At 70.2% G+C, this 13871-nt stretch carries 7 protein-coding genes and 1 pseudogene; 5 read left to right on the top strand and 3 right to left on the bottom strand.

Going from position 1 to position 13871, the window contains the following annotated elements:
* On the top strand, positions 1–790 hold a 790-nt coding region (locus tag AOK11_RS29955), incomplete at its 5' end, for a vWA domain-containing protein (protein ID WP_167353850.1).
* A gap of 201 nt (positions 791–991) precedes the next feature.
* Here the strand turns inward: AOK11_RS29955 and AOK11_RS29950 are convergent.
* The 3 genes from AOK11_RS29950 to AOK11_RS29940 form a co-directional block, all read right to left on the bottom strand.
* Positions 992–1861: a hypothetical protein gene (locus tag AOK11_RS29950; RefSeq protein ID WP_055596839.1), complete on the bottom strand. Its 870-nt coding sequence runs from the start codon at positions 1859–1861 to the stop codon at positions 992–994.
* A 183-nt stretch (positions 1862–2044) separates the two neighbouring features.
* Positions 2045–3136: a metallophosphoesterase gene (locus AOK11_RS29945; RefSeq protein ID WP_095534141.1), complete on the bottom strand. Its 1092-nt coding sequence runs from the start codon at positions 3134–3136 to the stop codon at positions 2045–2047.
* Positions 3137–3570: 434 nt separating this feature from the next.
* The gene (locus AOK11_RS29940) at positions 3571–4683 is read right to left on the bottom strand and encodes a LacI family DNA-binding transcriptional regulator (RefSeq protein WP_079035174.1); all 1113 of its coding nucleotides are present in this window, start codon (positions 4681–4683) and stop codon (positions 3571–3573) included.
* A gap of 535 nt (positions 4684–5218) precedes the next feature.
* Between AOK11_RS29940 and hisC the strand changes: the two genes are divergently transcribed.
* From hisC to cydD, 4 genes and pseudogenes are all read left to right on the top strand, one after another.
* Complete coding sequence (gene hisC, locus AOK11_RS29935) at positions 5219–6298, top strand: histidinol-phosphate transaminase (RefSeq protein ID WP_055596837.1); 1080 nt, start codon at positions 5219–5221, stop codon at positions 6296–6298.
* Positions 6299–6558: 260 nt separating this feature from the next.
* A complete protein-coding gene (locus tag AOK11_RS29930; RefSeq protein WP_055596836.1) occupies positions 6559–8064 on the top strand; it encodes a cytochrome ubiquinol oxidase subunit I in 1506 nt (501 codons plus the stop codon).
* Positions 8065–8085: 21 nt separating this feature from the next.
* Positions 8086–9090: a cytochrome d ubiquinol oxidase subunit II gene (gene cydB / locus AOK11_RS29925; protein ID WP_055596835.1), complete on the top strand. Its 1005-nt coding sequence runs from the start codon at positions 8086–8088 to the stop codon at positions 9088–9090.
* 12 nt (positions 9091–9102) lie between these two features.
* A pseudogene (cydD, locus tag AOK11_RS29920) lies at positions 9103–12528 on the top strand (thiol reductant ABC exporter subunit CydD); the annotation flags it as partial.
* Between the last annotated feature and the right edge of the window lie 1343 nt (positions 12529–13871).

Raw genomic sequence — 13871 nt, 5'->3', positions numbered from 1 at the left:
ATGTCCACCGGCAGCCGCTCCACGGCTCACCAAGGGTGAGGAGCGGCTGCCGGTGGACATGCGAAAGCGGCTGTCACTGCGCAAGGAGCAGGTGGCGGTCAGCCTGCGCAAGCACGGGGCCGCCGGGGTCACCGCGCGCGTCGTCCTCGTACTGGACGCCTCCGGCTCCATGTCCTTCCTGTACTCCAGGGGAGTGGTGGCGGACGTCGTCGAACGTATGGCCGCGGTTGCCGCGCAGCTGGACGACGACGGTGAGATGCAGGCCTGGACGTTCGCCTCGAATCCGGCGCGGCTGCCGGACCTGCTCCTGGGCGAGCTGCCCGAATGGCTCCGGCTGCACGTACGGGTGGGAGAGATGAGCCTCTTCCGGCGCGGGCGGAAGAAAGGGCTGGACCCGAGCCAGGTCGACATGCGGGAGGTCGGCATCCAGAACGAGGAACAGAAGGTCATCGCCGAGGTCCGCTCGTTCGTCAGGGACAGCCCCGCGGCGGCCCCGACGCTCGTGCTGTTCTTCTCCGACGGTGGTGTCTACCGGAATGCCGAGATCGAGCGGGAGCTCCGCGAAGCGGTGGAGGAACCGATCTTCTGGCAGTTCGTGGGCCTTGGCCGGGCGAACTACGGTGTGCTGGAACGGTTCGACACGCTGCCCGGGCGCCGCGTCGACAACGTCGGGTTCTTCGCCGTCGACGACATCGGCACCGTGCCGGACCCGGAGTTGTACGACCGCCTGCTGTCCGAGTTCCCCCAGTGGATCACCGCAGCGGGCCGGGCGGGCATCCTCCGTCCCTGATGATCACTGCTGATCACCGCTCAGGCCTGTACGGGCACAGGGCGGTGAACCCCGGGCGACCCGGCTCACGCCCCTCGGCGCGGAGCCTTTGGGACGGGCTCCGCCGGTGAGGGAGCGCAAGCCGACGGCTGGGCCGTCCGCATGCTTCGGCTCGTCGGGTGGGGCCGACTCCGGTGGGGCCGGCTTATTCGGTTGTTCCGGCTACTCGGGCTTGTGTTCCGGTCCTCCGAAGTCCGGGCTGCTGTAGTCCGGGCTCGAGTAGCTCGGACGACGGCTGCGGTTCGTCCCCTCGCCGGGGCTGGTGAACCCCGGCCGGTCGTAGCCGAGATGCGGGATGCGGCCGGCCGGTTCGGACGGCGTCGCATGGTGCAGTGCGGCCGCCGTGCCCGGGTCGGCGAGTGCGTCCCGCAGGAACGGGATGATCCCCTGCTCCCGCAGTGCCTCGCGCCAGGTTTCCCTGGCCAGGGTCAGCTCCTTGTCGGTTTCGCCGTACGGCCCGCTCCGGGCCGAGGGCTTGTTGCGCAGGGCGGTCAGCAGCAGGCCCACCGCGGCGACCAGGATGGCGACCGCGGTCACGGCGCCGAATGTCCAGCCCGTGGTGAGCATGGTCCGGGCGAAGGCCGCGCCGGGATCGAGCATGTGCAGGATGTAGCCGACGAGCAGGAATATCGCGGCCGCGGTGCCGGCCAGAACAGGTGCCAGGACGGCGACGACGGCGACGGCGCCCGCGCCGGCGGTCTCGGCGACCTCTCCCATGGTGGTGGCGAGCCCCGCCGTCTCCGGCCCCGGCTCGGAGGAGCCGGACGCCCGAGTGGAGGGGGTGGACGACGCCGGTGGCCGGCGCAGTTCCTCGCGGACCTTGGTGTAGTGCTGGTACTCGGTTGCCGCGGCCACTGTGATGATCGCGGTGGCGTTGAGCGCCATCGTGCGCAGTTGTTCGGAGGTGAGCCGCTGTCCGACAGTGGCCAGTTCCGGGCGTTGTGGTGCGGAGCGCAGCACCTCATCGAGAATCCGCGCGTAATCCTGGCGGTCCTCGGTCAACAGATGCTGCGGAACGCTGTTCATGTGCATCCCCCGATGCTCCGTAGGGCTTGTGACTCGGCATGCCGACGAGCCGTTGGGCAGAAACGGAGGGGAGCCTGCTACGGATAAGCCGATGGTAGAGCGCCAACGGTGCGCCATGACAGGGGGTTTACCGAAATTGGACTCGGTTCGGTGCGGTTCCGGGCCGGGGGTACTCGGCCCGGAACCCGCTCACTGGGTGAGCGGCAGTTGCTGGACCAGCAGTTTTCCGTCCATCGTCACGCCACCGTCCATCGCGATGGCCAGCCCCTCGGCGTAGACGTGCGGACCCTCGACGACGGGACCGTTGTCGTCCTCGCCGTCCTCGGAGCCTACTTCCCCCAGCAGATACGGAATGGGGCTGTGTCCGTGAACGACCCGGGTGCCGCCGTACGTATCCAACAGCGAGCGCACCGCCTCGGCGCCGCCCTCGTCTCGGAAGGAGAACCGCTTGGTGAACTTGCGGAACAGGTCCCAGACCTCGTCGGCGTCGTTGCGGGTGATCGTCTCGCGGACGGTGTCGTTGACTTCCTCGATGGAACGGCCGTAGTCGAGGTAGGCGGTGGTGTCGGAATGCAGCAGCAGATGGTCGTCGACGGCCTCGACGGCGTCCAGGCGGGCCATCCACTGCAGGTGGTGGTCCTGAAGGCGGTCCATGTCGGTCTTCTGCCCGCCGTTGAGCAGCCAGGCGGCCTGGAAGGTGGCGGTGCCCGCGCCGGAGTTGACGGGGGTGTCGCCGAACCGCTTGGCGCCGAGCAGCAGCAGTTCGTGATTGCCCATCAGGGCCTTGCAGTAGCCGCCGGCCGCGGCGGCCTCGGCGGACAGCCGCATCACGAGGTCGATGACGCCGATGCCGTCCGGGCCGCGGTCGGTGAAGTCGCCGAGGAACCAGAGCCGCGCGGGGCCGGCGCACCACTGGCCCGCGGAGTCGATGAGGCCCTGCTCCTGGAGGGCGGCCACCAGTTCGTCGAGGTAGCCGTGGACGTCACCGACCACGTACAGCGGACCGGGCCCGGTGGCAGGCTGCGGTGCGGGTACGGACGCGGGGTCGACGGTCACCTGCACAGTGTCACCCCGATTGATGACCGGGAGGTCCCGTTGCGTGGGTGTGTATCCCTCCGGGTGGTTCGCCTCGGAGGGTGGGACCGCGTTGCCGGGGTGCATGCTGTGGGCGTACGGACCGGTCTCGTGGACGTAAGCGGGTACCCGGAAGTCGCGCACCGTCGCCGTGCGCTCCACCGCGGGTCCCTGACCGGCCCCCTGAGTCATCGACCCCTCCACCATCAAGCCGCAACTGCACCGCGTCGGACTGCCTGGTCGCAGCGGCCCGCGGTGTCGTGGGCCCATCATAGGAATGCGGATAGCGCCATGTGATGACCCAGGGGTGGTGAATCGGCGCACGCGTCCAGTTCGCCACGAATTTCATCCCCTTTTGGCCAGGTTATCGGCTTTTTTTCAGGACCTCGGCCGTCCAGGTGCCGTCCGGCAGTGCGGGATCCTCGCGGCACGGCGGTCGCCCGCCTCGGGCAAGCCGGTCAGTTTTCCGCGGAGGAGAGCTCCGCGGGAGCCGGACGAGCGACGGAGGAGCGGCGGAGGGAACCGGAAGGGCTCGGGAGGCGCGGCGCCGACCCGCCCCCGAGGAAGCAGTGGCTTCACCCCTCCGGGAGCCACTGCCACCGAGACCTCTCCGCTCCGCTCCGCCGAGTCCTCGCCGTCCGTCAGGTCCGTTCCGGTGACCGTGGTGGGCTGACCGTCGTGCGCGGCGGGCGGCGCTGCGACGAGGTGCGCACGATCAGCTCGGTGGGTATGACCTGCGCCACCGTGTGCTCGGCATCGACGCCCTCGATCGCGTCGATGAGCAGCTGAACCACGGCCGTGCCGATGCGGCGCGGTTTGAGCGAGAGCGTGGTGACGGGCGGCTCGGTGTTGGCGTAGACGGTCGACTCGCTGCAGCAGACCAGCAGCAGGTCGTCCGGGACGCGCAGGCCGTATCGGCGTGCGGCGGCGAGCAGATCGGTGCCGTTCGGATCGAACAGGCCGTAGACGGCGTCCGGGCGGTCGGGGCGGGCGAGGAGCCGGTCGGCGGCGACGGCACCCGCGCACGGATCGTGCGCCGGATAGGCCTCGTACACCGGATCCTGGCCGACGCGTTCGCACCAGTGCAGATACGCGGTGGTCGACAGGTGGGTGTACGTGTCGGTCGTGGTCCCGGTCAGCAGGCCGATGCGGCGGGCGCCGGCGTCGGCCAGGTGGTCGAGGATTCCGAGGACCGCTGCTTCGTGGTCGTTGTCCACCCAGGCCGTGACCGGGAGCGAGCCGGCCGGGCGGCCGTCGGAGACGACCGGTAAACCCTGCCGGACCAGTTCGCTGACGACCGGATCCTGGTCCGAGGGGTCGATGACGACCGTGCCGTCCAGGGCGACGTTGGACCACACGTCGTGGCGGGAGGTCGCGGGAAGGATCACGAGGGCGTAGCCGCGGGCCAGGGCGGCGGAGGTGGCGGCGCGCGCCATCTCGGCGAAGTACGCGAACTCGGTGAAGGTGAAAGGTTCTTCCCCGTACGTGGTCACGGTCAGGCCGATGAGCCCCGACTTGCCGGTACGGAGTGTGCGGGCGGCGGCCGAGGGACGGTAGCCAAGTCTGTCGGCGACCTCGCGGACGTGGCGCCGGGTGGCGTCCGGGAGCCTGCCCTTGCCGTTGAGGGCATCGGAGACGGTCGTGATGGATACTCCGGCTGCGGCGGCCACGTCCCTGATGCCTGCCCGACCCGGCCTGCTGCTTCGGCGTGAGGTTTCCGCGCGGCTCACCTGGTGCTTCCCTGCTGCTGTCATGGCGAGCCGATAGTAGGGCTCATGCAGTGGGGTAGGGCGGACGCATATGCACGCATTGACAGGCACGTTTCTGCATGATCATTAAGCGGTAACCTCCTTGGAAAGTAAGGGGATTTAACGTTTCAATGCCAGGATCTGGCGCGTCGACGCATGCGGGCCTGTCGAGGGGGCGATGTTGCGAAGAGGTCTCAACTCACCTGCACGAGGGACGCGCGCCACGGCGCAAGCCACCGGCGCGTAGATATATGTGGGGTGCGCCCCCTGCCTGGACACCTTTTGTGCGCCTTGGTAGGGCGATACCCCTGTTTCTGAAGGGACTGATGTGGCTCGTGGAGCTGACCGGCCCTGACGGTGGTGCGAGGCCGGTACGCCCCGCGACGTCCTCGCCGACGCGCACTGCGGCCCGTGCCTCGGCAGGTCCGCCGCCGCCGTCGCCGCTGTACGCATCTACGCAGTGACGCCGAATCCTCATAAGGTGAGCAGTATTGGATGTCGGCGGCGGTCAAGGGCCGCCGGTCTTCGGAGGAGGACTGCGGTGAGCGAGACGAGCCCCAAGCTGCGCGCCGAGCTGGAGGGTATCCCCACGTACAAGCCGGGCAAGCCGGCGGCGGCCGGGGGGCCGGTGGCCTACAAGCTGTCCTCCAACGAGAACCCCTATCCACCGCTGCCGGGGGTGATGGAGGCCGTGACGTCCGCGGCGTCCTCCTTCAACCGTTACCCCGACATGGCCTGTACGTCACTGATGGAGGAACTGTCCGAGCGCTTCGCCGTCCCGGTCTCCCACCTGGCCACCGGCACCGGCTCGGTCGGCGTCGCCCAGCAGTTGCTGCAGGCCACCTCGGGCCCCGGGGACGAGGTGATCTACGCGTGGCGTTCGTTCGAGGCGTACCCGATCATCACCAGGATCAGTGGCGCCACCGCTGTGCAGGTGCCGCTGACGCCGGGCGATGTGCACGATCTGGACGCGATGGCCGAGGCGATCACCGAACGGACCCGGCTGATCTTCGTCTGCAACCCCAACAACCCGACCGGCACGGTGGTACGGCGGGCGGAGCTGAAGCGTTTCCTCGACCGGGTGCCCCGTGATGTCCTGGTGGTGATCGACGAGGCGTACCGCGAATTCATCCGCGACCCCGAGGTCCCGGACGGCGTGGAGTTCTACCGGGATCGGCCCAACGTCTGCGTCCTGCGGACCTTCTCCAAGGCCTACGGTCTGGCGGGGCTGCGGATCGGCTTCGCGATCGCCCATGAGCCGGTGGCCGCGGCGCTGCGCAAGACGGCGGTGCCGTTCGGTGTGAGCCAGGTCGCGCAGGACGCCGCGATCGCCTCGCTGCGCGCCGAGGACGAGCTCATCGGCCGGGTCGGTTCGTTGGTGTGTGAGCGCAACCGTGTCATGGAGGCGCTGCGCGCGCAGGGCTGGAAGGTGCCGGAGAGCCAGGCCAACTTCGTGTGGCTGAGGCTGGGGGAGCGCACGACGGCGTTCGCGCAGGCGTGCGAGCAGGCGGGTGTGGTCGTCAGGCCCTTCCCCGGCGAGGGTGTGCGGGTGACGGTCGGCGAGGCCGAGGCCAGCGACATCTTCCTGAAGGTGACGGAAGCCTTCCGCAAGGAGCTGTAGCCGCACACGGTCAGGAGCAGGGTCAGGAGTGCCGGGCGACGGATCAGCCGTCGCCCGGCACTCCTGTGTTTCGACCGTTACCGACGAGGGGTTGACGTCACAGGGGACCCCCCTTCCGAATCCGAAAAGCAGTAGGCCATAATTGCTTGTGAATGTGAACGCGTTCACAAGCGCGTCCTGTTTTCGTCCGGATGTGGGGGACGAACGGGATCAAGCGGTCGTTGTGACACGGCGATGCAAGGCGATGTAAGGAGTGCGACGTGGACCTGGCTCTGGCGCCGGAGACGCTGGCGCGATGGCAGTTCGGCATTACCACCGTCTACCACTTCCTCTTCGTTCCTCTGACGATCTCGCTGGCCGCTCTCACGGCCGGGCTGGAGACCGCCTGGGTGCGCACCGGGAAGGAGAAGTACCTCAGGGCGACGAAGTTCTGGGGAAAGCTCTTCCTGATCAACATCGCGATGGGTGTGGTCACCGGCATCGTGCAGGAGTTCCAGTTCGGCATGAACTGGTCCGACTACTCGCGGTTCGTCGGTGACGTCTTCGGTGCCCCGCTCGCCTTCGAGACCCTGATCGCCTTCTTCTTCGAGTCCACCTTCATCGGCTTGTGGATCTTCGGCTGGGACAAGCTGCCCAAGAAGATCCACCTGGCCTGCATCTGGATGGTCTCCCTCGGCACGCTGTTGTCGGCGTACTTCATCCTGGCGGCCAACTCCTGGATGCAGCACCCGGTCGGCTACCGGATCAACGAGGAGAAGGGCCGGGCGGAACTCACCGACTTCTGGCTGGTGCTCACCCAGAACACCACGCTCAACCAGGTCTTCCACAGCTTCTCGGCGTCCGCGCTGACCGGTGGCGCCTTCATGGTCGGCATCGCCGCCTTCCACCTGATGCGCAAGAAGCACATCTCGGTGATGCGGACGTCGCTCCGGCTCGGCCTGGTCACCATGGCCGTCGGAGGCATGTTCACCGCGATCAGTGGAGACACCCTCGGCAAGGTCATGTACGAACAGCAGCCCATGAAGATGGCCGCCGCCGAGGCGCTGTGGGACGGCGAGAGCCCGGCGCCGTTCTCCGTGTTCGCGTACGGGGACGTCGACAAGGGACACAACGAGGTCGCCCTGGAGATTCCCGGGCTGCTGTCCTTCCTCGCCCACGGCGACTTCGATTCCTACGTGCCCGGCATCAACGACACCAATGAGGCGCTGCAGGAGAAGTTCGGCCCCGGTGACTACAAGCCCATCGTCCCCGTCGCCTACTGGGGCTTTCGGTGGATGATCGGCTTCGGCATGGCGTCCTTCTCGCTCGCGCTGCTGGGGCTCTGGCTGACGAGGAAGAGGTTCCTGCTGCCGGCCGCCCTGCGCACCGGGGAGGACGAGGTACCGCATCTGGTGCTGCTGAGGAAGCCGCTGGGCGCGAGGCTCACCCGGCTGTACTGGCGCCTGGCGCTCTGGACCATGGCGTTCCCGCTGATCGCCAATGCCTGGGGCTGGATCTTCACCGAGATGGGGCGGCAGCCCTGGGTCGTCTACGGCGTGTTGCAGACCCGGCACGCGGTTTCCCCTGGAGTGTCCCAGGCCGAGGTCATCACCTCGATGACCGTTTTCACCCTGCTGTACGGCGTTCTGGCCGTGGTGGAGGTCAAGCTGCTCGCCAAGTACGTCAAGGCGGGCCCGCCCGAGCTCACCGAGGCCGATCTCAACCCGCCCACGAAGATCGGTGGCGATCTCCGTGACGCCGACAAGCCGATGGCCTTCTCGTACTAGGCCCGAGGGAGCCGCAGAGTCATGGAACTGCACAACGTCTGGTTCGTTCTGATCGCCTTCCTGTGGATCGGCTACTTCTTCCTGGAGGGCTTCGACTTCGGCATAGGGATCCTCACCCGGCTGCTCGCCCGCGACCGTGCCGAGAAGCGGGTGCTGATCAACACCATCGGCCCCGTCTGGGACGGCAACGAGGTATGGCTGCTCACGGCCGGCGCCTCGACCTTCGCCGCCTTCCCCGAGTGGTACGCCACGCTCTTCTCCGGCTTCTACCTGCCGCTGCTGGTCATCCTGGTCTGCCTGATCATCCGCGGTGTCGCCTTCGAGTACCGGGTCAAGCGACCGGAGGAGCGCTGGCAGCGCAACTGGGAGACGGCGATCTTCTGGACCTCGCTCATCCCCGCGTTCCTCTGGGGCGTGGCGTTCGGCAACATCGTGCGCGGAGTGAAGATCGACTCCGAGTTCGAGTACGTGGGCCACGTCTGGGAGCTGCTCAACCCGTACGCGCTGCTGGGTGGTCTGGTCACACTGACGCTCTTCACCTTCCACGGTGCCGTGTTCGCCGCGCTCAAGACCGTCGGCGACATCCGGGGCCGGGCCCGGCAGATGGCCCTGCGGGTAGGGCTGCTCACCGCCGTCCTCGCGCTGGCCTTCCTGGGGTGGACGCAGCTCGACAGCGGTGACGGCGCGAGCCTGGTCGCGATGGTCGTCACGGTCGCCGCGCTGGTCGCCGCCCTGGTGGCGAACCAGGCCGGGCGCGAGGGCTGGTCGTTCGCCCTGTCCGGCGCCACCATCGTGGCCGCCGTGACGATGCTCTTCCTGACGCTCTTCCCGAACGTCATGCCGTCCACACTGAATGCGGAGTGGAGCCTCACCGTCACCAACGCCTCCTCCAGCGACTACACGTTGAAGATCATGACCTGGCTCGCGGTGATCGCCCTACCGCTCGTCATGCTCTACCAGGGCTGGACGTACTGGATCTTCCGCAAGCGGATCGGCACCCAGCACATCGCCGATCCCGTGCACTGAGGTGTGTTTCACGTGAAACCAATCGACCCACGACTGCTCCGCTACGCCCGTGCCACACGGCTTTTCCTGGTAGCGGTGGTCGCCCTGGGCATCGTCGGCGCGGTGCTGGTGATCGCTCAGGCCATGCTCATCGCCGAGGTGGTGGTGGGCGCCTTCCAGCACGGCATGACCGTGGCCGACCTCGACACTCCCCTGGTGCTTCTGGCCTGTGTCGCGGTCGGCCGCGCCCTGGTCGGCTGGCTCACCGAGCTGGCCGCGCACCGGGCGAGTGCGGCGGTCAAGTCGGAGCTGCGGGGCTGGCTGCTGGAGCGGGCGACGGCACTCGGCCCGGGATGGCTGACCGGGCAGCGGACCGGCTCGCTGGTCGCCCTGGCGACCCGCGGGGTCGATGCCCTCGACGGGTACTTCTCGCGTTATCTGCCCCAGCTGGGGCTCTCGGTGGTCGTTCCGGTGGCGGTGCTGGCGCGGATCGTCACCGAGGACTGGGTCTCGGCCGCGATCATCGTCGTCACCCTGCCGCTCATCCCGGCCTTCATGATGCTGATCGGCTGGGTCACCCAGTCCCGGATGGACCGGCAGTGGGAACTGCTGTCCCGGCTGTCCGGCCACTTCCTGGACGTCGTGGCCGGGCTGCCGACGCTGAAGGTGTTCGGACGGGCCAAGGCGCAGGCGGAGTCGATCCGGCGGATCACCGCCGAGTACCGCAGGGCGACCATGCGGACCCTGCGGATCGCCTTCATCTCCTCCTTCGCGCTGGAACTCCTCGCCACTCTCTCGGTGGCACTGGTCGCCGTGACGATCGGCATGCGGCTCGTGTACGGCGACATGGACCTGTACGTCGGCCTGCTCATCCTGATTCTCGCCCCCGAGGCGTATCTGCCCCTGCGGCAGGTCGGCACGCAGTACCACGCGGCGGCGGAGGGGCTGGCCGCCGCAGAGGAGATCTTCGAGGTCCTGGAGACACCCGTGCCGGCACCGGGGACCGGGGCGGTGCCGTCGGGCGCCCTGTCCTTCGAGGGTGTGACCGTCCGCTATCCCGGACGGTCGGCCGACGCAGTGTCGGACGTGTCCTTCTCCGTCGAACCCGGTGAGACGGTCGCGCTCGTCGGGCCGAGCGGAACGGGCAAGTCGACGCTGCTGAACGTGCTGCTGGGCTTCGTGCGGCCGTCCGAGGGGCGGGTGCGGATCGGGGGAGCGGATCTCACCGGCATCGATCCGGCCCAGTGGCACAGCCAGGTGGCCTGGGTGCCGCAGCGACCGCACTTGTACGCCGGGACGGTCGCCGAGAACGTACGCCTGGTCCGGCCCGACGCGGACGACGACGCGGTCCGCCGGGCTCTGCGGGACGCGGGCGCCCTGGAGTTCGTGGACGCGCTGCCCGAGGGCACCGGCACCGTGCTGGGCGAGGACGGGGCGGGACTGTCCGCGGGGCAGCGGCAGCGGCTCGCGCTGGCCCGTGCGTTCCTCGCGGACCGGCCCGTGCTGCTGCTCGACGAGCCGACGGCCGCGCTGGACGGCGCCACCGAGGCCGAGGTCGTGGCGGCGGTACGGCGCCTGGCGATCGGCCGGACGGTGCTGTTGGTGGTGCACCGGCCGGCGCTGCTCGCGGTGGCGGACCGCGTGGTGCGGCTGACGGAGTCCGCGCCCGGTGACCGGCCGCTGCCCGAGCACGGTGACACCGTCCTCGGTGCCGGCCGGGAACGGGCGGACGCCCAGCCCGCACTCGACTGGGAACGGGTGGAAGAGGCCGAGCCCGCCGACTCCGCCGGCCCGGAGCCGGCCGAGCCGGTTGCGGAGGCCGGAGCGGGGAGCGTGCTGGCCCGCGTCCGTGCCATGTCCGGTGCCCGCCGAGGGCGGCTCACGTTCGCACTGCTGCTCGGCAGCCTCGCGCTGGGCAGCGCCGTGGGCCTCATGGCGACGTCCGGGTATCTCATCTCCCGGGCCTCGCAGCAGCCGCCCGTGATGTACCTGATGGTCGCCGTCACGGCGACCCGGGCCTTCGGCATCGGACGGGCCGTGTTCCGCTACGCCGAGCGGCTCGTGTCGCACGAAGCGGTTCTGCGGATGCTGGCCGACACCAGGGTCGCGGTGTACCGGCGGCTGGAGCGGCTGGCGCCCGCCGGACTGCGCGGGGTCCGCCGGGGCGATCTGCTGTCCCGGCTGGTCGCCGACGTGGACGAGCTTCAGGACTACTGGCTGCGCTGGCTGCTGCCGGCGGGTGCGGCGGTCGTCGTCTCGGCACTGTCGGTCGGCTTCACGGCCTGGCTGCTTCCCGAGGCCGGCGCCGTCCTCGCGGTCGGGCTGCTCGCGGCGGGGGCGGGTCTGCCCCTGCTCACGGGCGCCGTGGCCCGGCGTGCGGAACGCAGGCTGGCGCCCGCCCGCGGAGCCCTCGCGACCCGTGCCACCGACCTGCTCACGGGGACCGGGGAACTGACGGTCGCCGGCGCTCTGCCCGCACGGACCGCCGAGGCCCGGCGGGCCGACGGCGTGCTCACCCGGATCGCCTCGCGCGCCGCCACCGCCACCGCCCTCGGCGACGGGCTCACCGCACTCGTCTCGGGCCTGACCGTCACGGCCGCGGCCCTCGTCGGCGTCCAGGCAGTGGCCGCCGGCCGGCTGGACGGGGTGGCACTGGCCGTCGTCGTCCTCACCCCGCTCGCGGCCTTCGAGGCCGTACTCGGGCTGCCGCTCGCCGTGCAGCACCGGCAGAGGGTGCGCAAGAGCGCCGAGCGCGTGTACGAGGTCCTGGACGCCCCGGTACCCGTACAGGAGCCGGAGCAGCCCCGGCAGGCACCCGCGTCGCCGTTCCCACTCGTGGTCAAGGGACTCGAGGCCCGGCACGCCGGGCAGGAACGGGACGCCCTCGCCGGACTGGACCTGACACTGGAGCAGGGCCGCAGGATCGCGGTGGTCGGCCCGTCCGGCTCCGGCAAGACGACGCTCGCACAGGTGCTGCTGCGGTTCCTGGACCCGGGCGCCGGTTCGTACACGCTGGCCGGTGTGGACGCGTACGCCCTGGACGGCGACGACGTACGAGGGCTGGTGGGGCTGTGCGCGCAGGACGCCCACCTCTTCGACAGCTCCGTACGCGAGAACCTGCTGCTCGCGAAGCGCGAAGCCACCGAGGAAGAACTGCGCGACGCGCTCGCCCGGGCCCGGCTGCTGGAGTGGGCCGACAGTCTGCCCGACGGCCTGGACACGCTCGTCGGCGAACACGGGGCGCGGCTCTCCGGCGGCCAGCGGCAACGCCTGGCACTGGCCAGGGCGCTGCTCGCGGACTTCCCCGTACTGGTGCTGGACGAGCCCGCGGAGCACCTCGACCTGCCGACCGCCGACGCGCTCACCGCCGACCTGCTGGCCGCCACCGAGGGCCGTACGACGCTGCTGATCACCCACCGGCTGGCCGGGCTCGAAGCGGTGGACGAGGTGATCGTGCTGGACCGCGACGATCTGCCCGACGGCCCCGAGCACCGCCGGGGCCTGCCGCAGGGGCACCACGCGCACCTGCTGATGCCGGGCGGGCTGGACGCCATGCAGGAGCTGCTGCCGGGCGTGGATCCGCGGGGGCGGCTGCTCGCCGCCGGCGCGCACGAGGTCTCCCTCAGTTCGGGCATGCTGGCGCTCACCTCCGAGGGCTGGCTGAGACGGTGGCGGCGCGCGGGACCGGTCATGCTGACGTGCACCCGGCCGCTGCTGGACTGGGTGATACGGACCGCGGTGCTGGAACACGCGCCGGTCGAGATCCGCAAGGCGGCGGTGACCGGGCTGACGGGATCCGCCGGGCGGGTGCACGGAGTACGGGTCGCGGCGCCCGGCGGCCGGGAGGACCGCCACGCGATCCGCGACGAGGAACTCGACGCGGACCTCGTCGTCGACGCGAGCGGGCGCGGTACGCGGGTGATGACCTGGCTGGACGGGATCGGGGTGTCCGGCATCCGGGAGCGGACCGTGGACTCCGGTCTGGTCAACGCGACGCGTCTGTACCGGGTGCCGGAGGGTGCGGAAAGGTTCCCGCTGACGATCGTGCAGGCGAACCCGTTCGTCTCCCGGCCGGCGCGGAGCGCGATGGTCATGCCGGTCGAGGGCGGCCGGTGGCTGGTGAGCTGCGGCGGCTCGCGCGGCGGCGAGCCGCCCGCGGACCCGGACGGCTTCCTGCGGTACATGCTCGACCTGCCGGACCCGATCGTGGGCCGGCTGGTCTCCGGCGCCGAACCGCTCACCGACATCCATCTGAGCCGGTCGACGAGCAACGTGCGGCGGTATCTGGAGAAGGCGCCCCAATGGCCGGACGGCTTCGTCGCCCTCGGGGACGCGCTGGCCACCTTCAACCCCGCGTACGGGCACGGCATGTCGGTGGCAGCGTTCGGCGCGCGGGTCCTCGGCCGGGAGCTGAACGGGGTGGCCGGTGACCTCGGCGCGCCCGGTCTCGCCCGGCGGGTGCAGCGGGGTGCGGCACGGGTGACGGAGGCCGCCTGGTCCATGGCGGTCAGTCAGGACGTGCTGTACCCGGGGGTGCGCGGCGGCACGCCGACCGCCGCCGACCGTGTCGTCTCCGCGTACACGCGGCGCGTCACGCGGGCGGCCACCGGTTCGTACCCGGCGGCCTCGGCGCTCTGGGGCGTCACCGGTCTGCGCACGTCCCCGGCCCGGATGCTCCACCCGGCCACGGTGCTCGCCACCGTCGCCGGCTCCCCCCTGCCCCCGTCCACCCGGCCGCCGATGACCCCCGGCGAGCACGAGGTCCTCGAGCGACTGGACCGTACGGGGTTCTGAGCGACGGG

The organism is Streptomyces hirsutus, assembly GCF_001418415.1.
GTDB lineage: Bacteria > Actinomycetota > Actinomycetes > Streptomycetales > Streptomycetaceae > Streptomyces > Streptomyces hirsutus.
The sequence above is the reverse complement of the archived record's forward strand: the minus strand, read 5'-3'. Positions and strand labels throughout refer to the sequence as shown.